13 protein-coding genes are annotated in these 20,231 nt (G+C 46.8%); 1 reads left to right on the forward strand and 12 read right to left on the reverse strand.

Going from position 1 to position 20,231, the window contains the following annotated elements; all coding sequences use genetic code 11:
* Positions 1–44 precede the first annotated feature (44 nt).
* From MHB37_RS23860 to uxuA, 4 genes are all read right to left on the reverse strand, one after another.
* Complete coding sequence (locus tag MHB37_RS23860) at positions 45–5,126, reverse strand: pectinesterase family protein (protein WP_076128898.1); 5,082 nt, start codon at positions 5,124–5,126, stop codon at positions 45–47.
* Between the two features lie 150 nt (positions 5,127–5,276).
* Entirely contained in the window at positions 5,277–6,656 is a 1,380-nt protein-coding gene (locus MHB37_RS23865) for a sugar ABC transporter substrate-binding protein (RefSeq protein ID WP_076128897.1), read from the reverse strand.
* 221 nt (positions 6,657–6,877) lie between these two features.
* Positions 6,878–8,488: a mannitol dehydrogenase family protein gene (locus tag MHB37_RS23870; protein WP_405168600.1), complete on the reverse strand. Its 1,611-nt coding sequence runs from the start codon at positions 8,486–8,488 to the stop codon at positions 6,878–6,880.
* Complete coding sequence (gene uxuA / locus MHB37_RS23875) at positions 8,489–9,565, reverse strand: mannonate dehydratase (protein WP_076128893.1); 1,077 nt, start codon at positions 9,563–9,565, stop codon at positions 8,489–8,491.
* Positions 9,566–9,784: 219 nt separating this feature from the next.
* On the opposite strand from uxuA, the gene MHB37_RS23880 reads away from it, so the two are divergent.
* Positions 9,785–10,438, forward strand: a complete 654-nt coding sequence (locus tag MHB37_RS23880; RefSeq protein ID WP_076128891.1) for a GntR family transcriptional regulator — start codon at positions 9,785–9,787, stop codon at positions 10,436–10,438.
* Between the two features lie 158 nt (positions 10,439–10,596).
* Here MHB37_RS23880 and MHB37_RS23885 read toward each other — a convergent pair whose 3' ends face one another.
* From MHB37_RS23885 to MHB37_RS23920, 8 genes are all read right to left on the reverse strand, one after another.
* Positions 10,597–12,057 carry a glycoside hydrolase family 1 protein gene (locus MHB37_RS23885; protein ID WP_076128889.1) on the reverse strand — a complete coding sequence of 487 codons (1,461 nt, stop codon included), beginning with the start codon at positions 12,055–12,057 and terminating at the stop codon, positions 10,597–10,599.
* A gap of 18 nt (positions 12,058–12,075) precedes the next feature.
* A complete protein-coding gene (locus tag MHB37_RS23890; RefSeq protein WP_076128887.1) occupies positions 12,076–13,374 on the reverse strand; it encodes a PTS sugar transporter subunit IIC in 1,299 nt (432 codons plus the stop codon).
* A gap of 3 nt (positions 13,375–13,377) precedes the next feature.
* Positions 13,378–13,683, reverse strand: coding sequence for a PTS sugar transporter subunit IIB (locus MHB37_RS23895; RefSeq protein ID WP_036683292.1), 306 nt, complete (start codon positions 13,681–13,683; stop codon positions 13,378–13,380).
* Position 13,684: 1 nt separating this feature from the next.
* On the reverse strand, positions 13,685–14,023 hold the full coding sequence (locus MHB37_RS23900; RefSeq protein ID WP_038572728.1) for a PTS lactose/cellobiose transporter subunit IIA: 339 nt from the start codon (positions 14,021–14,023) through the stop codon (positions 13,685–13,687).
* Between the two features lie 29 nt (positions 14,024–14,052).
* On the reverse strand, positions 14,053–15,975 hold the full coding sequence (locus MHB37_RS23905; protein WP_076191835.1) for a BglG family transcription antiterminator: 1,923 nt from the start codon (positions 15,973–15,975) through the stop codon (positions 14,053–14,055).
* 352 nt (positions 15,976–16,327) lie between these two features.
* A complete protein-coding gene (locus tag MHB37_RS23910; protein WP_256716532.1) occupies positions 16,328–16,750 on the reverse strand; it encodes a hypothetical protein in 423 nt (140 codons plus the stop codon).
* An 88-nt stretch (positions 16,751–16,838) separates the two neighbouring features.
* On the reverse strand, positions 16,839–18,797 hold the full coding sequence (locus tag MHB37_RS23915) for a carbohydrate-binding protein (RefSeq protein WP_076279257.1): 1,959 nt from the start codon (positions 18,795–18,797) through the stop codon (positions 16,839–16,841).
* A gap of 381 nt (positions 18,798–19,178) precedes the next feature.
* A complete protein-coding gene (locus MHB37_RS23920; protein ID WP_139332055.1) occupies positions 19,179–20,189 on the reverse strand; it encodes a glycoside hydrolase family 130 protein in 1,011 nt (336 codons plus the stop codon).
* Between the last annotated feature and the right edge of the window lie 42 nt (positions 20,190–20,231).

The raw sequence follows: 20,231 nt of genomic DNA on the forward strand, positions 1-20,231 counted from the left end.
GAGCGCCGCTGCCGTTGAGTCAGCGCCCTCCAGATTTAGCAAACTTAATTTGAAGTGATTTTACGGGCCATTCCAGCCAGATCGACGATGTCGATCTGCTGGTCTTTATTCAGATCATACCTACTTACCTCACTCCAACCGTTATCACTTGAAGTGATGCCATATTTGGAGCTCAGAAGAAGAAGATCATCCATGCCGGCCTCGAGATTCATCGCTGTAGCGAGCTTTTGAAGTGCAGTAGACAAATCTTGAGCCGCTAGATTCACTTCCTCTTGTGTAGCATCGCTGTCGTTTAAGACAACGGTTGCGTTCGCAATGGCATCCTTAAAGATAGCAATAGCTGACTGCGAATATTGCCCCCAAAGTGTACCCATCGATGCCGACGCCAAAGTGCTGGCGGCTTCGTGAAGGATAGACTGGAGTGCTGTTCTAATGACATCTCCCGAACCTGTATCAGTCACAGTAATGTTAACCTGATAAGTAGTGCCTTCCACAGAAGATTCATTACCTTCGCCATCGCTCATAATAATGCGGGTCGCTTCTAATGAAGCAACCGTCGCTTCCGTTACATCTTTTGCAGTGAAGTGAAGTTGAAGAATTCTCGGCAAATCGCCGCTCATGCCAACCCCTGGGGTTGTGCTTGCCATGAGAATCCGTGTTTGTCCCTCATTATCAAAGGAATCGATGACACGAATTCCATCCAGCAAGGATTCCGCTGCCAAGAACTGAATTTGCTCAGGATCGTAGTTCAGCGTCAAATCCAAGCCATATACATCACTTGTAACACGAGACATGCCATATACGACTTCAAAGGACTGCCCCTTCTCCACAGAGCCCGGTCCGGTTAAAAAACTTCCCGATCGAACAGTAACTTTGGCTTCGGCCTTTAACTCCGTGCCATAGACAGCGCCCGTAACTGTAAATCGCCCTTCTACCGCATATAACTCAGGGTTGATAGCTTCCCAAACGACAGGCACTTGCTTCACTGTTTCATCTGCATAAACAGCGCCTACAACTGTTGGCAAAATAGGAGCCACACCTACTGGTGTCTCAACATGAACTGGCAGAAGCGATTCGATTGGATTGTCGGAAGCGAGCTGGGTAGGATCCCAATCCTCTTTCCCGTTGATCGCACTCGTTGCGCTGAAAATACTGTGCAATGTATACGCTTCGGCTTCCATGTCCGTTAATTGATGGGTCCAGTTCATTCTAGCCTGCGGATTTGCTCCCGGACCAAAGCTTTGATATTCACCGTAATATGCGGTTGCTTCGTTTTTTGAATTGCCGAAGTTGTTCCAGCCACTTGGAGCAATGTGATCTCCCATATAGCTGTTCAGATATACAGTCTTCGCATATGGACGCCATGGTCTTCCCAAATCAACAGCGGATATAGACGAAAGCAACGCTTCGCCGGTCACTTTGCTGTTCAGGAATACATAGCCATACTCCTGTCCCTCAGGAGTGGAAGCTGCCGTCACATGCCCAGCCAATCTGGAATGAATCTCGCTGTTATCAAAAACAGCAATACCCGGACCAAAGATAAAGTCTACCGAACCCGAGATGAAACAATCCTTGAAGTAGGAACGATAGGATTGAATGGTTGCATTATTGGCATAGTTGTTAGGATCCGCGTTATCGGTCAGATTGCGGGTTAACAGTGTATCCTGATAACCGATGATGTTGCAATTTTCGAAAAAAGCTTTATCCGCATATACGTCGACGGCAACGGATTGACCTGCTCCGGAACCCGAGGAATTAATGACCGTTAGATCCTTGGCATAGAAATCATGGCCTTTAATCATGAGCGTATAATCCGTATAAGTGCCCAAACCTAACGAGGTACCATCCGGGGCCGTTTTTTTCGGATTATCATCGTAGGTGAGAATCGTTCCATCCTTGCTCTCACCCATTAAAGAGATGTAAGGCTTGGTATCTGGAATAAGAACTTTCTCATAATACAAGCCGTTTTTCACAAAAATAATGATGCGATTGCGGTTCTGGTCCGGGACTGCATCGACAGCAGCTTGGATACTTTTATAATCTCCGCTTCCATCTGCGGCAACGACGATAACCTTCGCGTCTGGAGCGATATCAGACAGAACATATACATGCGCAGTAACCGGTAGGTCCGACCCTTGTACCGTACCCATAACCTTGAACCCGTCAATATTTGTATCCGCATACAAGTCTGGAGAGATGGGTTCCCAGGACACTGGCAGAGATTTGGTCATTTGATCATTGAAGATCGCCGTTACGTGATCTGGCAAACTCGGTGCGATGCCCTTCGCAGTTGTCGCGATGACAGGCCGATAACCGGTCATGCCAGCCGAAACCACTTCCACTTGAATTTCAGCTCTTGCTGAATATCCCGTTACTGTACCCTGTAAAGTGAATGCTCCTATCTGCTGATATTCAGACGCCGGAACTAAATCCCAGATTACCGGAGCATAACTTACCGCTCCATCCTCTCTCAAAATCGGCATCTGATTCGGCAGATTAGGCTTCGTGCCTAATGCGGTCGTTACCTGTAAGGACTTATAGCCAACAACTGTTTCTTGTCCTGTTATGGTGATTGGCATCAATCCGATAATCGCTGTTCCGTCATTCATCGTCGCTGCGACGATGACTTTACCATTGCTATTAGCGGTCAGTACTCCATTCTCGTCGATTGTAGCCACATCTGTAGGGGTCAGATCACTATTATAGACAGCCCATGTAACCTGCGAAGTTTCTCCCGTAGTTTTGGTGGCACTAAAGGTTAAACGCCCTCCTTTATCGGAGATTGAATTCGTCGAACCTGAGTGTGTTAGCTGGATTCCATAACCGCTGGTAGCTTCCTCAGAAGCACTAATGTACAGATTATCCAAGTAAACTTGAGATGCCACTGTCGTATTATTATTAGGCCCTATGGATTTGAAGGTGCTAATATCCGCCATCGCCAGGGTTGAATCATAGAATGGCTGTTTGCTTAACACCTTCGTTCCGTTGTAATAAACATCCACAAGCTTGTTTGGAAAATCTACCACAGTCTTGACTGTAAACCACTTATCAAGCGGGATCGCAGGAATGATGATAGGAGATGTTTTTCCGTTGATGACATAACTTAATGCTCCCGAATTCTCAGTGTTTAACCAGACGGCTACTTTACCATTCGATCCGAGCAGCTGAAATACCCGATTATTCGAGGTAGGTTTGTTCGCATAAGTACCGTTCGGCACACCGTTCGTTAAGTTGGGAGGGGCCGGGAACTTCAGATGCACTTCTGCCGATAAGGTTCCCGTCTGCGAACCAAAACCACGGGATACACTTACATAACCGCTATCCTGGTCATTAAGGAAAATACTGTTCGGATTCAAATCTCCGTCCGCCGCAATAGTGATCAGACCCGGGGCATAGCTCGAAGCACTCCAATATCCGCCCGGCGTATCCCCGGCTTTATATTCAGTGAAATCCTCGTGAACCGGGAAGGCTTTATCAGCTACGACCACACCATCCTGAACGATATTCGCACTGTTCGTAGCGCTAATTCCTTTGGGCAAGCTGCTATTGGTGAAAAAGATATTCTCCGTGTAGGCTAATTGAGCTTTAGCAAAAGCACAATTAATGAACTGCAAATTCTTCAAAGCGTTATCAGCTGTTGAAGTGGAGGCTGCCCCTGTCAACGAAATAATGTTATCCGTTCCAGAGATATCGTTGTTCCGCAGGTTGGTAAACCGGAAATTACTCATGTCCGGTGGGTAAATATCAGGAACAGGAAGCTTGTCATAGTTGGAATTCAGATCAATCTTGTTGATAAGCGAATCCCTCACTTGAATGTTCCGAATGTAGCCGCCCCGGGATGTGCTTGTTTTGATCTTAAAGCCCGGTGCCACAGTGTTCGACTTGACGTCGAGGGGAATCAGATTGCAGTCTTCCACGTAGATATCGCTTATTCCGCCAGACATCTCGCTTCCGATAACGACCCCGCCGTGTCCACCACTAAAGGTATCTCCGCGATAATAAATAAATCTGGAGGGTCTGCCGATATCCCGGCCTTCTTGATTGATCCCGGATTTAATTGCACTGCCGTCGTCCCCGGTTTGAAAGGTAGAATTCAAAATGTAAACGCTCTCGGAAGAATTCGGATTAAAGCCGTCTCCATTATGTTGCGTGGTGTTAATATCGAGGTTATAGGCGGTGATGTCTTTGCTGTATACAGGTACTACGGTCCACATCATTCCATTGCGGATTTTCAATCCATCGATATAGACATTGTGTGCGTTATTAAAAGATAGCAGATGTCCACCACCGTAGGTTGTTCCAACTTCAACCTTGTCGTTATCGTATTCCTCACGCAGCTTCAAGCCGCTCTCCTCGTCACCAATTGTTCCGGGTCCAAGGAATGTAATATCAGTTACACTATAATCATCGTACTTGTCATGATCCATAACTCCGGCGTTAAATAAACTTTGATAAGCCTCGGGTTCCTCAATACTGTGTCTGGCCGTTACGAACGGCAAGAAGTCAGCCTTGTGTGAACTAGGCATCACTTGAGCCCCTGCATCTACAAATACAGTCATATTGCTGTGCAGGAACAATCCGCCAGTCACATACTTCCCGGGTGGAAAGTATAAAGTGTCTCCTGGAGTAACCGCGTCAATCGCGGTTTGAATTGCCACGGTATCCAATGTGTTGCCATCTCCGGATGCTCCATAATCCTTAACATTAAACCTGATGCCCGTCTTTTTAGTTGTGATTTGGACCGTATTGCTATCTAAAGATTCGTTGCCAGATGTATCCTGGGCTCGTACCGTGTAGGTATATGTCCTCTCTGGAGTTAATCCTAAAAACTTATAGTAAGTTTTGTCCGTCGAACCAACCCGGGTTCCATCACTGTCATAAATATTGTACTTAGTAATGTTGGAATAAAATAGCGGTTTCTCCCATGCTAACACTACGGTTGTATCCGTATTAGAGGCAGGTGCCATTCGTAAATCCGTCGGGGAGTAAATATTAGCCGATAAGGAATCATTAATGTTCGCAGCGGCATAAGCCGTGTTGGTTTCTCCGGCAAAGGCGATTTCAGGTACAATCGGGATGAGCAATAAAGCGCATAATGCAATAAGGACACTCTTAATTCTTTTCATAACTTACCTCCTGTTCATTTGCAGGTGATGAAAACGCTGTCAATTAGTGGCATTAATCATTAGGGAGTTGTCATTCAAAAGACAGGCGGCCCAAGTATCGTCAAGAGCCCGCCTGCTGAGATTATTTATTGTTCGGGGATATTAACTGTTTTATTTCGAAGAGTCAAAACTTGCTTTTTCTTTTTCAAGCTGCTTTGCCCATTCATCCAATAGTTCTTTGGCACTCATCTTTTTGGCCATTACCTTCTGGATCATAGGCTCCATATTCGTCTGAACCTTGTTATAGCCCGGCAGATAAACGGGATTATCGGTAAACTTCGTGTCCGGTGAGCTCATCAGGTCTGCGCCCGTCTTCACGTAAGGCACGTTTACAATCCAATCAGCATCCAAAGCATCAAGATAAGTCGGAATTTCGCCATAGAGCTCTCCGTACTCACTATCATTGTGCGTTACGAAATACGTCATGAATTCCCATGCTGCTTCCTTATTCTCGGAGTTCTTTGTCATCATCATCACCGATGGTGTAACGCCGGGGTGAACGCGATAGCCTTTGGCACCCATAGGGAATGGAACAGCTGTAAACTTGGTTAAATCGTCATTGAATGCTTTACTGTGAGCGCTTGCGGAACCAAGGTTATGGAAAATCATACCTACCTTGCCGGACTGGAACGAAGCAGCCAATTCCGTCCAACCTTTGTTCAAGTCATCTTCAGGTGTATTGACATTATAACCGCTCAAATATTTCTCCAGAAACTCTACATTCAGTGGATCGTTGATCGTGGCTTTGCCTTCTGGCGTGAAATAGTTCGTAATTCCCGAGTATGAATACATAAGATATTCCAGCGAGGTTGCACTTCCGGCTCCACCCCGTATAGAGTATCCGTAACGATCCTTGGACTTGTCAGTCAACTTCTGTGCGTTGTCAAAGAATTGATCCCATGTGTCCGGATTCGGTAGATTTGATTCCTTCAGCCAATCCGAACGAATCCATTCCATCCAAGGCAGAACGCCATAAGGCAATCCATATAACTTCTTGTCAACCGGATCCGCTGCTCTCATTGAGGTAACCGAACCCGTTGTGATCTTGTCCTTTCCTTCCCAGCTATCGAAATAAGAATCGATTGGCTCAAGCACATCGCGTGCAATAAAGTCGGACGTAAAGTTATTGATCAGGTCCGGCCCTTGTCCAGCAGCAATAGCGACATTCAGCTTTTGTATATAACCGTTCAAATCTCCAGGCACGCCCAAGTATTCGATTTTAATATTCGGATGCTCAGCCATGAACTCCTTCGTAACTTTTTGCCAGAATACATCACGGTCCGGCGTAGTAGCCGCAGCCCAGAACGTAAGCGTCGTCTTCTTGCCGGAATCTTTCGTTTCAGTACCACTGTCGCTAGTCGAGCTGCTTGGCTGGGGACTGGCATTCGACGAGTTGTTGTTATTGTTACTGCTTCCGCAACCACTTAACACGCCTCCAGCCAACATGACCGAAGCCATGACAAGTGCCCAGCTTTTTTTTCTTTTGAACATGGTGTTGAACCCCCTCAAAATTCGTCGCTCAGTTGACGAACACCGGTTATTCGTCATGTGTTTAGTTTAACTTTCGTCCTTCTCATTTTACATAAGATTCTTTTCACACTTTGTTTGGATTTTTTAAAATCATACAAAAAAAAGCCCCGATTGATTGCCTCGGGACTTTTTTCGCTTTATTTTCTTCTATATTAATTCAAATCTACTTAATTGCCTAGCTTTCACTTTAAATAGTGCTCTAATGTTCTCCGTACCGCTCCTGGACCTGCCATCATTTCCCGGAACATAAGCTCAATCTTATCGCCAAGACCAATCTCGTACAACGGAACCCCAAAAAGTCGCTCATCTTCAAGAATGGGGCGCACACTTGCGGTTTGGTCTCCAAGTGAAACTCCTTGCAGGTAACCTTGCAGTGTTTCTAGTAACGGATCTGAACTCAATGTGAAGACCTCTCCAGCATCATTCACTCCAAGTAAGTAACGACACCATACAGCAATAGCCAGTGGAATCGCCGTTAGCTGCGCTGGATCGAGATCCTCCCGTCGAATATAGGATTTAATAGTTTCACCAAACCGTATACCTACCTTCTGCGAAGTGTCTGTAGCAATCCGCTGCGGAGTATCGGGGATAAATGGATTGGCAAAACGCTCCGTAAGGACTTCGTCCAGGAACTGCTTTGGACTGAGAATCCCCGGGTCCACTACGACGGGCAGGCCTTCTTTGTAACCGATTATCTCCACAAACCTCCGCAAAGTATCGTCCTTCATCTCATCCGCGATCAAGGTGTAGCCAAGCAGACAACCGGAAACAGCAAGCGCCGTATGCAGCGGATTAAGGCAGGTCGTTACTTTCATCGTCTCCACCTTGTTGACTGTCTCCCGGTCCGTAAAAATAATTCCGGCTTCCTCTAGTGGTGGACGTCCGTTCGTAAAGTTATCCTCCACTACAAGATATTCGCTGATCTCAGCATTTACGAAAGGAGCGGTATATGTGTTTTTGGAGGTAATGATCACATCCATATCACCAATTCCCTGTTCCAGAAGCGCTGCCTGTACACTCTCCGAAGGACGTGGTGTGATTTTATCGATCATGGACAATGGAAAGGTTATTACTCGTTCATCTTCCAGATAACGCACGAAGTCTTCTATAACAAGTCCTCTTTGGGCCCATTCCTTAGCGATGGACACAACACCATTCTTCAGCTTGTCGCCATTGTGTGAGCAGTTGTCCATGCTGACAAAGGTCATCGGATATTGGCCTTTCAGATATCTTCGATAAGCAAGCGAAGCTACAATGCTCATGACATGAACAGGATGCTCCGGTCCGCTCACAATATCCTTTTCCACAATGCCAAGATATTTATCGTGCGGATCCGTCAACGAGTATCCCTTCTCCGTGATGGTGAAGCTGGCCATTTGCAGGCTGGGATTCTCGAACACCTCGATCAATCGACGGTACTCCGCTTCGCGGTTTTTGTCCGCTGCGATTCCCTCCACAATACTACTGACTACTCTTTTTTGGAAATCACCACGAGCATTCATCAGTACTAAAAGGGTCAGATTGTCGTAGGGCTTGTAGACTTTATCAATCATTTCGAAATCAAAGGTTTCCACCGCAATAATACCTGTATCCGACTTCCTGCTATCCAGCAGCTTCTGATGAGCATTTGCCACGAATCCCCTGAAAATATTACCTGCACCGAAATGAATCCATTCCGGTTTAAGCTGTGTATTGTTTGCTACCTGCTCATAGTCGAACTGTGGAAGCTCCACACCAGCAGCTTTCCAAGCTGCTTTTTCCCCTTGGATACTGCCTCTGGTCAGATGCAGCATTTATTTTGCCTCCTTGACATTATCCAAGCTATCCCAAACACCAAGCAAATACATGATGCCCATAGCTCTATCATACAAGCCATAACCCGGTCTGCAGTTCTTCTCTTCCCCCCACAGATGCCGCCCGTGATCCGGACGTACATAACCAATGTATCCGTTCTCATGATAGGCTTTGACCACCTCGGCCACATCAACACTTCCGTCACGCCCACGGTGCGACACCTCAATGAAATCACCGTTCTCAAATACCTTCACATTGCGGATATGGGCAAAATGAATACGATCATGGAACTCGCGGATCATCGCTGGCAGATCGTTATCCGGATTCGTGCCGAGTGACCCTGTGCAGAACGTCAAACCGTTGTACGGGCTGTCCACCAAATCCAGAAAGCGGCGGATCATATCCCGATTGCGGATAATACGCGGCAGTCCAAAGATCGGCCAAGCCGGATCATCGGGATGGATAGCCATCTTGATGTCCACTTCCTCACATACTGGAATAATGCGTTCCAGGAAATACTGGAGGTTGTCGAACAGTTTATCTTCCGTCACATCCGCATAAGCCGCAAACAGCTCATCCAGCTTTGCCAGCCGCTCCGGCTCCCAGCCCGGCATCGTGAACTTTCCAGCTCCCTTCAGAATCCGGTCCACCATCTCACGCGGATTATCGGTAATGGCAGCCTTTTCATAAAAGAGAGCATTCGAGCCATCAGGCAACTCTTTATACAGCTCTGTGCGGGTCCAATCGAAAACAGGCATAAAATTATAGCAGATCACCTTAACGCCAACCTTGGCGAGTTTACGAATGGTGTCGATATAAATATCGATATATTTATCACGGGTCGGCAAGCCGATTTTGATATCATCATGAACGTTGACGCTTTCTACTACAGCCGTGCTGAAACCCTTGCTGGTGATTTGATCCGCCACTTCTTGGATCCGTTCCATTTCCCACACTTCTCCGGCTACTTTCTCATGCAAAGACCAGACAATCCCCATAACACCCGGAATCTGCCGAATATGATCCAGCGTGATATTGTCATTGCCCTCGCCATACCATCTCCACGTCATGTTCATTGATAAACCCTCCTGTGAATTCGTTTTCAACTATCTTGTATACAAGATTTACTTGATCATAGAATAAGAACAATTCTTTGTCAATCACAATTTGATCAGGAATTTTATCCTGAAATCAAGGAATATCCACCCTATTTTCATCCCAATGATTTTAATGAACGAACTTATCATGTATACTAGTACTGTATCTGTCATTAACAATTGAAAGCAGGAACAGAAATGTCAATTAAAGCTGAAATTCTAAACACACTGAAGCAAGAAATCCTCACGCTGGCGTTAAAGCCAGGCACCATTCTGAGTGAAACAGCCTTGTCTGAGCGGTTTCAGATTTCACGTACGCCGTTGCGTGATGTTCTCAAACAGCTTGCACTGGAATCTTATACCGATATCTATCCGAAAAAAGGTAATATTGTCTCCTTTATTGATCTTGAATCTGTTGAACAAATCACATACTTGCGTTGCACACTGGAAAAGGAGATCCTCAAGGATCTTTCTGCACAGCTTTTACTACCAGGAGTGCACGAGCTTAAAGAAATTCTTAAGAAACAGAAAGAGGTCATCGGGCAGGAGAATGCTGTAGATTCTTTCCTTAATTTAGACGACGAGTTTCACCGGGCCTTGTACAGGCTTGCTGGACGTGAGTATCTGTGGACTCTGATCCAGCAGTCGAATGTACATTACCTCAGGTACCGCAGACTGCACATGCTTAAGACCGACAAGCTGGAAGAAATCTGGAACGAACACCAATCCATTCTTGAGCTTATGGTGCAAAAAGAAACCGCCAAAATCGGCCCGCTAATCCACCACCATCTCCGGGAAGATATTCATTCACTGGATTTTCAGGAGAATTTCTCGGAATATTTAAAGAAATAGTCAGCTAAAAGGCAGCTTGCCCATAAGTTAAGTGCCTTCCCTAATAAAACTTCGTTATAAGAAGAAGCACACACGATCTCTATTCCCTATTAAAAAAACAAAAAAACCTTGATTTCTCAAGGTTTTCGTAAAAAATGAACAAGAACTATAACCCCGCACTAATAGCTTAAATCTGCACCGTTAGAGGTTATGACCTTTTTGTACCAGTAAAAGCTGTCCTTACGCAGACGCAGCAGCGTTCCATTGCCTGCATCATCCTGATCAACATAAATGAAGCCGTACCGCTTGCGCATCTCTGAGGTGGAAGCCGAGATCAGATCAATACAGCCCCAGCTGGTGTAGCCCATCAGCTCCACGCCATCGGCAATGGCTTCCGCCATCTGCTCAATATGCTGTGCCAGATACTCTATCCGGTATGGATCACGGATCGTGCCATCCAGTTCGAGCACATCTGCAGCACCCAGACCATTCTCTACTACGAACAAAGGAAGCTGGTAGCGGTCATGCATCTCCTTGAGCACAAACCGCAGCCCCTTTGGATCGATCTGCCAGCCCCAATCGGAAGTTTTCAGGAAGGGATTCTTCAGCCCTGAGGACAGGTTACCTTCCGTGGTGGCCGTGATATTCTCATCTACACTGACTACTGAGGACATGTAATAACTAAAGGAAAGAAAATCCACAAGATTGTCCCGCAGCAAAGCTTCGTCTCCCGGCAACATGGTTATTGTCACTCCATGCTGCTCCAAATGCCGGCGGATATAAGAAGGATAATAGCCTCTAACCTGAACATCGGAGCAGAACATTGCCATTTGGTTCTCAGCTTGTGCTTTCAGCACATCACCGGGATGACAGGAATATGGGTAGAGCAGCTTGCGGGCCAGCATGCAGCCGATCTGGAACTGCGGATTGATCTCCCGGCCCCGCTTAATCGCAAGCGCACTGGCTACGAACTGGTGATGCAAAGCCTGAAAAGCAATCTGCTTCTCATTTGACTTGCCATCCAGAATAATCCCTGCGCCCAGAAACGGCGCTTTGAGCGTACAGTTGATTTCGTTGAAAGTCAGCCAATACTTCACCTTATCCCGGTAACGGGTGAACACAGTCTCCGCATAACGGACGAACAGTTCAACCAGTTCTCTGGATTCCCAGCCGTTGTATTTGGTGACTAGGTGCACCGGCATTTCATAATGGGAAATGGTGACCAGCGGCTCGATATTATATTTGCGCAACTCATCAAAAACATCGTCGTAGAAACGCAGTCCTGCCTCGTTAGGTACCTGCTCATCGCCATTCGGATAAATACGAGGCCAGGAGATGGACATACGGAATACCTTAAAACCCATCTCAGCGAACAAGGCGATATCTTCTTTGTAGCGGTGGTAGAAATCAATCCCTCTGCGTTTGGGGTAATTCCCCAGATTATCATCCTGTATGGCCTCTTCTAGCTGTGGACCGGACATGGACAATAGCTGTTCCAGGCTCTGCCGTTCCTTAGGAGGACAATATTTGACTACGTCAGCAGTGGACAAACCCTTGCCGCCCTCATTATACGCGCCTTCGACCTGATTGGCGGCTACCGCACCGCCCCACAGGAAGTTTTCCGGAAATGGATAAGTCATCGGTTGAGCCTCCTTTTATTAATGGGTGGCAGCGGTTGCTGCCGCCTTAGCTTCAGCCTGCTGTTCTTGCTCCAGCGCTTCGGCATCGGCTTTTTTAAAGAATGGATAGTAGATCATGAAGCTTGCACCAATCATAACCAGCTGGAACGCACTTACGCGCCAGCCCCCGTTCATCCAGCCATTAACCAGCACCGGAATGCCCAGCGGCACCTGAATCCCGTGCAGCACAGGAAGGATACCCAGCGTCGTCAGAAGAATCGCCAGACCACTACTCACCAGCGGAGTCAGGATAAACGGAATCATAAACCGAACATTCAGCACCAATGGCATCCCGAAAATCACCGGCTCATTGACACCGATCAGACTTGGAATAATTGCCAGTTTACCAAGTGTCTTATAACGTGTAGATTTGGCGAACAACATCGCAATAATGAGACCTAACGTTGCCCCCGCACCACCGATCAGTACATAAACCGGGAAGAACGGTGAACCAATGATATGCGTACCTTCCACACCTCTTTGGTAAGCGTCCAGATTCTCAAGTCCCAAAGCCACCCAAATCGGGCCGACAACGGAATAGACTACCAAGGTGCCGTGAACTCCAAAGAACCACAGCAGGTGAATTACGAAGATGCAGATCAGCATCGCCCACCAGGTACCCCCCAGACTAGTCAGTGGCAGCTGGATAATCGAGAAGACAAACTCGTGCATATTGCCATATTTCGTTGCGGCGAAAATCGCCGTCAGCACCAGCATCAGAACCGCTACGATAAAACCAGGCGTAAGCGCGGCAAAAGATTTCTCAACCGTGGGCGGAACACCCTTCGGCATTTTGATATAGAATTTCTTTTCCAATACAAAGGTATAGATCTTACCTACCAGCAGTGCCAGGATGATTGCCACGAACAATCCTTTGGCGCCCAACCAGGAGTAACCAAATGCTTTGGTCACACCGTCATCCAGCAGTCCTTTTGGTGTAACTAGCAAGAAACTCATCAGCGCCAAAATCCCTGCCGAAAAGCCTTGCTGCTTATGTTGGGTAGCGAAATTGTAAGCGATGGAGAACACCGCGTAGAGTGCGATCAAATCGGTGGTTACAGTTGCCGGAATCGAAGTATAAGTTTTGAGTCCAGTGCTTTCCAGGAAATTCTGATAAGGATCAAGCTTGAGTGCATTAATCAGGGAAAAAATAGCGCCCAGAATCAAAATTGGCATCAAGGCCATCAGACCGTTGGAAATAGCGCTGATATAGGTATTTTTTTGGATTTTCGTGCTGACTTTCTGGATCTTGGCTCTCCATTCTGCGCCGCCTGCCATGACTTAAGCCCCCTTCTCCATCAGTTCAAGTGCTGTAGCCAGCACCTTGTCCCCATCCATCATGCCATAGTCCATCATATCGATCGTAGTTACTGGAATGTTCGGATATTCTGCGGCCAGATCGCCTTCGGCATGTCCCATTTGTGGTCCAAGCATAATGATGTCAAAAGGCTTTTGATCGGCGATGTCACTCTCCGCCACCGCATCAATAACCACTTCAACCCCTTGTGTCCGTGCCGATTCTTTCATCCGTTCCACCAGCATACTTGTCGAGAATCCGCCTGCACAGGCGAGCAATATTTTTTTCATCTTAGTTCACCGATCCTTTCAATTCTAGTTCGAGCGCTTTGCGTTCTTTGATTTCTTCGATCAGTTCCACAGCCAGTTCTCTAACCGTCAGGGCATTCATCAAATGATCCTGCGCGTGAATCATCAGCAGCGTAATTTCTGTCTTTTCGCCCCGGCCTTCAGCCTGGATCAGCCCCGTTTGTACTTTATGTGCTTTGGTCAAGCTGGTCTTGGCGTTCTTAATCATCTCGCCCGCTTCTTCCAGGTTTCCGGCGCGCGCGGTTCTTACCGCTTTTAAGCTAAGGCTTCTTGCCTCTCCGCTGCTGGCAATAATCTGCATAATCGTTTGTTCATAATCCATGGGTTCTCCACTCCGTATCGTCATTTTATTTATAGTAGGTTCTCTATCTCATTCATAAATTGCTCATAACTATTCGTGTTTAGCAGCCGATTGCGACTGTCTTCCTTCTCCATTAGAACCAGTAGCAGCTTGCTGATCTCTTTGTGCAGGAACAACTGCCCCGGACCCAGATTGATCAGAAAAATCAATTGGACCGGCTTCCCCTCATAGATCAGCGGTTTCTTCAACACGGTTACACTGATACAGTCGCGGATCGCGCTCATCCGCATCGGATGCGGGCCGGCCACCCCATTTTTGTAAATGGTGGTGAATTTCTGCTCTCTGAGCAGCACTTGTTCGGGAAAATCGTCAGCTGCATAATGATTGCCCACGATCTCCCGGCAGCGCTGCTTTAACAGCTCCATGTAATCTTCGTCCGAACCAGACAGATGAAACAGCTCCCTGCGGAACAAATCCTTGAAATCCATCAGCTTGTAGGACGGTTCTGTGCGATTAATCTGCAAAGACAATATCTCTTTGATCCGCTGAATCTCTTGATCATCCAGCAGCTGTTTGATATGGATCACCGGTTTTTCCTTAATCTCTGTTGCCAGCGGTACAGTAGAGAGAATCAGATCCACAGGCTTGCTGCTGATCTCCTCCACCTCCGTGATGGAGGCTGTGATCACCGACGCTTTGGGGAATACCGCTTCCAGCTTCAGCCGGATTAACTGGGCACTGCCCCCTCCTGTCGAGCAGATCACGGCAATCCGCTTGAACTTCTCCAGATTGCGCTGCTGCATCCGTTCCAGATGGGTGGCAAAATGCAACGCGACATACCCTGCCTCATCCCGCGACATCCGAAACCCGTACTGCTCCTCTACAATCTCAGCGAAGCGGAAGGAAATGACGAACACATTGGCATACTGGCTGTAAACATCCTCCACCAATGGGTTGCCGAGCTGAAGATTGTAATACAACCGGTTTAGCAGCGGAAACATATGCAATAGCAGTGCTTCGCGCAGCTCTTGATCTTGCGTGAATCCAGTAAGGAACTCGCGGTCCAAGCGCTCCAGAATAGCCGTGATTCCCTCCCGCAGATGCGATTTGGTCTCTTCCGACATCCGCTCCATAATGGTCTTGCCAGAAATGTGCAGCGCCAAATAATCAATCTCATCCGCCGGAAGCTTAATCTGGTATTGAGAGGAGATGAAATCTGCAATACTCCCGGCAATATCCTGATACAGCGGCTCAGGTGTTCCCTGCAAGGCTTGTCCAGCCACAATGAAATTGTGCTTGGAAACCCGGTAAAGAAGAATGAACAGATGGGTCAAGATATTATCCAGAAACACATCCGAGATCTTCAGTTCTTTTTCCTTGAGGATTTGCAGTAGAAATCCCTTAAGCTGCTCAGCATCGAAGTCCTGACTAAAAGCATGAAAATCCTCCGTATGCTGCAGCGTATGACCCGATTGCAAGATAAAGTAAGAAAAGGCTTTACGGAAGTCTTGCTCTTCCCCCTCGATTTTCATGCCATAATGAGCCCGACGTTTCAAGCTAAGCCGGAAAGCGGCAAGTCGCTGCTCTACTTCCTTCAGATCGGAAATAATAGTAGAACGGCTAACGCCGATTTCTTCCGCCATGTTATCCATAGACTGATAGCTATCGTTCTGCAAGAGATAGAATAGTAAATACTGCTGGCGTGATTGCTTATTATCGAGATCCACCTGATCCAGCTGCAGCATTCCTTTTTCCTGGTAGCTACTGAATTTGGCTTCATCGCCAATCTCCAGTAGATAACCCTGGCCGCGGATCATACGGATACCGAAACCATTCGCCTCTCCTGTTTTGTCGAGTGCACGGATCACGTCACGGAGAGTCCGTTCGGACAACCCCACTTCGGCAATCAGCTCACTCATGCGCACAGGACTCTTGCGGGTATATAAAATATTAACAATCGTATATTCTCTCACCTTAAATTCCCTCATTTGTGATACTAGTATCGGATGAAGCACTCAGCTGGTTATGAATACATCATACGTGGAAGCGTTATCTTCTGAACAGTTTGTATTCTGCTGTTTGGAACGGCAGAAACTGACGGATAGGTAAATAACGGATTAAATTCTTAGCATACATTATTTGTGGCCACAAATCAGGAGGAAATATACAACAACGAGGAGAGTGTGATGTGAGGGGAATAGGATCAATATGTAGGTTGGAACCAGAAGTATCTTTTACTAATCAAAAATCCCAAGGTCAGTATGACCTTGGGATTTTGATTATCTTCTGCGGGAAATCCCGCATGGCTTTGCAATATGTTATCCACTACATGCCCACAGCTGAGGAAACTGCAGCAAAGATTGCCGCCACCAGCCAAAGAATCGGAAACAGCTTGAGTATTACCTTTAACCATTGTCCAAAATTGATCCGGGCGATGGCCAAACCTGCCAGCAGCACACCACCTGTTGGCGAAATGAGATTCGTTAATCCATTTCCAAATTGGTATGCGGTTACTACCGCTTCCACAGGCATCGTCAAGGCCGCCTCTCCGGATGAAGAAGGAACCAAGAACGTAATAATATTATGCACGACCAGCATGATGGTGGTGAACAAGTAATTCGGCAAACCCTTAAGCATAGTAGCCAGGCCATTCAAAATGGTATCGATAATCATCCCGTTCTCTGCAACGACGAGGATCCCCCGGGCCAAACCGATGATCACAGCAGCGTAGTGTGAGTTATATTTCATCTTGGCATTAAAAAGGCCTCAATTCGGCGATTCTGCCACAACAATAGCTAGATCCATCTTATTGCAATTAACTCAAACCGTTTCCATTCTATTTGAACTGGAACCAGGTTAAATTTGCAACTGTGGTTGAATCTGACTTAACAAAAGTTACATATACGGTATGGGTCCCTACAGCGGTCCCGGCATTAAGCGGGATATTCTTGACTGACCATGTCTGCCATCCGCCTGTGCTTTCTGCTGTCCAATAACCCAGCATAGTGCCCGTAGGACTGTCCAAGTGGAATTCTATTCTTCCGCCGGAATTAGCGGATGCAACCTTCAAATCAATACTTGTTTTAGCTGTACTACCAAAATCTACATTTTTAAATGCTATATAGTCGCCATTACTCCCTCCACCAACATCCAGCCCACCATCAGTGCTTGCCTCATAGGAAATAACACCTGAACTAAGGTTATAGCCTTCCGCTTCAAATTTCAATGTGTTGAATTTTGGAGCTGCAGCATAGCTGTTAGTATCTGTTATTTTCAATTCTGCCAATGTAGTTGCCGCAACTCCACCGACGCGAACATTGTTTAATGTAACTCCGGAGACAGTAGATGTGTCACTCCAACCCTTCATTATTGAAACTTCACCTAAAGCGCGTAAATTTATATTATTATAGACCACATTTTTTATCGGACCGGTTTTCGCAGAAAGATCAAACCATCTGGAGTGAACACCGGATCTTGGCCAGAAGCCTTCTACATCTATATTGTCAAATATGATGTTTTGTGCTGCTGGAGTTCCATAAAGATGACCTACTGCTAAAGCACGCCAGCACCGGTATACATAAGAGTTTTTAACAACTATGCCATCCTGAAGCTGTTTCACTCCATCTCCAACCTTAAATGCTCCACATCTGCTCCAAGCCAAAGCATCATCCACAACTACATTTGACTGGCTTTCAGGACTTCCAGGCCAGTTTGCAGCTATATCCGTAGTTTCTACATCCCATGTCTTAAATGAGTATGTGTCATCCTCCGATACTGCTACAGTGTGCTTTATGAGTACATTCTGGCTCTCTTGAATGTCGATTGCATCATTTTCATAATCAAGTTCATTGTTGTTGAAGTGCTTTGTATTCTGGAATGTTACGTTATTAGATCTTGTAACTATTGTAGCCCAGCCACCGCTGTCTCTTATTGTTATGCCGTCAACCGTGAAGTTGCTGCACTGCAAGGGTACAAGAATATTGTTCAAATAATTGTTTGTATTTCTCATATAATGGCCATTGCCGTCAATAGTCCCCCTGCCGTATATCTTAATATTGTTTGCATTTGTTTCAGTATAAATAAACCATGTTCCATCCTTACCCAGAGAATTCTTATGAAAATGGGTAGTGTAATCGCTTGGATTTCCTGAACCCCTTATAACAGAACCACCCTCCAGATAAACCGAAACATTGCTTTTTAAAACAAGGTTTCCGCACTTATAAACACCGGCTGGAACGTATACTATACCGCCACCTGCTGCGTTAGCCGCATTTATGGCGTTTTGTATTGCAGTTGTAGCCATAGCGGCACCGGTACTGTCGGCACCGTACCCGGTTTTAACATTGTATATACCTGTACCGGATGAAGCCGGAACATTGGTTTCAAGAGCATCTGCCGCAATAACCAGATCTTTCAGGTTATTGATTTTAACTATAAGATATGTTGGTGATGAAAGTGTAAATGTAAGTGTATTTCCGCTCTTTGTTGCAGTGATTCCCAAAGCTTTGGGAGAAATATTATAGGTATTGATTGTCTCGCTTGCTGTTATTGTGATTGTAGTAGTACCTGAAAAAGAGAAATTACAATAATTATAGTTTACAAATACCGCCGAAGTGTCGATTACCGGTATATTTGTAGAGTCTGCTGTTACCGTGTATTGACTGGTCGTGGTATAGATCGACGGTAATGGATAGCTTACAATTGTGCCCGCCGCTCTTGCTGTCAAAGGAACGACAGCTAAAAGACTGGCGAGCATACAAACAATTAAACTTAATAGTTTTAACCTTTTTAGCATAAATAAACACCTCTTTCATATCTTCAGAAAATACTCTGTCATCAGTGAATAATGATTTCACCAGTGATGCTCTATTACTCTTTTCATAAAGTCGATATATTCCTGTTCAGCTTCGGAAGTGGCAGAGTAATACTAACCTTTTCTGCATCAGCAAAGTTTCCTTTTAAAATACGGCCCCGGTTTTGTTCACCTTTTGCAGAATTTCTGCGTTGGTCGCTACTACTGAGCTGTATTGTTGCATTTTATGCACAATCTCCCCACGGTCGCTGCTATTGATTTAGCATTGTTGCACTTCATGCACAATCTCCGCGCAAGCCGCTCCAATCATGGCATATGGCCCTACTGTTACTCCGCATTTCCGCCCTCAGCCTGCTTCCAATCTTATCTATGCTCCGGCTCCAGACAGAGCCGGAGCATATCGTCCACATGGGCCGTTGCCAGACATTCCACCGTATCCGCAGAGCCGTAATAGATCTTGACCTCGCCGTCATCCTCCAGAATCATCCCTCCCGGAAAAATCACATGATTGCGGAAGCCCCCGCCAATCTCATAGTCTGTCTCCGGTGCCAGCAGTGGCTGCCTGCTCATGCCGATCACCCTGCGGGGGTCCTCCAGATCCAGCAGCATAATTCCGGCGGTATAGCGCTTCTTCCAGGTGTCCTCCCAACCTTGCTTGCCTCTGGCCGGGTCCACATCCACCGCATGGAAGGTGGTCAGCCAGCCCTTATCCGTCCGGACCGGAGGTGCGGCCGGGCCAACCTTGTCATTGGCAAACGGCACCTGCTCGACGGCGAGCAGTAGGCTGGAGTTGCCCCAATGCTTCAGGTCCGGCGACTCGGAGATCCAGGCATCGAAGCGGTCCCGGCCGCCGCGGCTGTATACCGTGAAGGGACGCTCCAGCCGGACATACTTGCCGCCGATCAACTCGGGAAACAGTACCATATTGCGCAGGTCCGGTGTAGACAGGCTGAGCACCTCGAAGTGCTCCAGATCATCGGTAACGGCAATTCCGCCGCGGATGCCATGGTGCGTATCCACGGCAAAACACATATAACAACGGCCGCCGATCACGGTCAGGCGCGGGTCGTAGGCGCGGATAATTTCCTCGTCATGAATTTTGAACACTGGCTTCGGGCCGGCGGTCCAGCTCAGCCCGTCGTCACTGTAAGCAATGCCGAGATCCGTGGTGTGGTGCGGCTCAAGCGTCTGATCTACCAGTGAGCCGTAATCATTACGGAAGATCATCACATACTTGCCGTTAAATTTCGTTACACCGGCATTGAATACCAGTGCGGTGGGGTAAGGAACCTTCGTTGCATCCAGCACAGGATTGCCCGGATACCGCCGGATGAACGGGGCAGATTGCAGAATTGCCGGAGCGTGTTGAGTCATGGGGTGTACCTCCTTGAATGTCAAATATGGAATATGGGTTGC

The sequence above is a fragment of the Paenibacillus sp. FSL H3-0286 genome (assembly GCF_045040705.1).
In the GTDB taxonomy this organism is placed as follows: Bacteria; Bacillota; Bacilli; order Paenibacillales; family Paenibacillaceae; genus Paenibacillus_AQ; species Paenibacillus_AQ odorifer.

Coding starts and splice junctions, on each gene's coding strand:
- MHB37_RS23900 (WP_038572728.1), bottom strand. CDS start 14,023: ATGGATTATGAACAAACGATTATGCAGATTATTGCCAGCAGCGGAGAG.
- MHB37_RS23910 (WP_256716532.1), bottom strand. CDS start 16,750: ATGAAATATAACTCACACTACGCTGCTGTGATCATCGGTTTGGCCCGG.
- MHB37_RS23870 (WP_405168600.1), bottom strand. CDS start 8,488: ATGCTGCATCTGACCAGAGGCAGTATCCAAGGGGAAAAAGCAGCTTGG.
- MHB37_RS23895 (WP_036683292.1), bottom strand. CDS start 13,683: ATGAAAAAAATATTGCTCGCCTGTGCAGGCGGATTCTCGACAAGTATG.
- MHB37_RS23880 (WP_076128891.1), top strand. CDS start 9,785: ATGTCAATTAAAGCTGAAATTCTAAACACACTGAAGCAAGAAATCCTC.
- MHB37_RS23860 (WP_076128898.1), bottom strand. CDS start 5,126: ATGAAAAGAATTAAGAGTGTCCTTATTGCATTATGCGCTTTATTGCTC.
- MHB37_RS23920 (WP_139332055.1), bottom strand. CDS start 20,189: ATGACTCAACACGCTCCGGCAATTCTGCAATCTGCCCCGTTCATCCGG.
- MHB37_RS23890 (WP_076128887.1), bottom strand. CDS start 13,374: ATGGCAGGCGGCGCAGAATGGAGAGCCAAGATCCAGAAAGTCAGCACG.
- MHB37_RS23885 (WP_076128889.1), bottom strand. CDS start 12,057: ATGACTTATCCATTTCCGGAAAACTTCCTGTGGGGCGGTGCGGTAGCC.
- MHB37_RS23865 (WP_076128897.1), bottom strand. CDS start 6,656: ATGTTCAAAAGAAAAAAAAGCTGGGCACTTGTCATGGCTTCGGTCATG.
- uxuA (WP_076128893.1), bottom strand. CDS start 9,565: ATGAACATGACGTGGAGATGGTATGGCGAGGGCAATGACAATATCACG.
- MHB37_RS23915 (WP_076279257.1), bottom strand. CDS start 18,797: ATGCTAAAAAGGTTAAAACTATTAAGTTTAATTGTTTGTATGCTCGCC.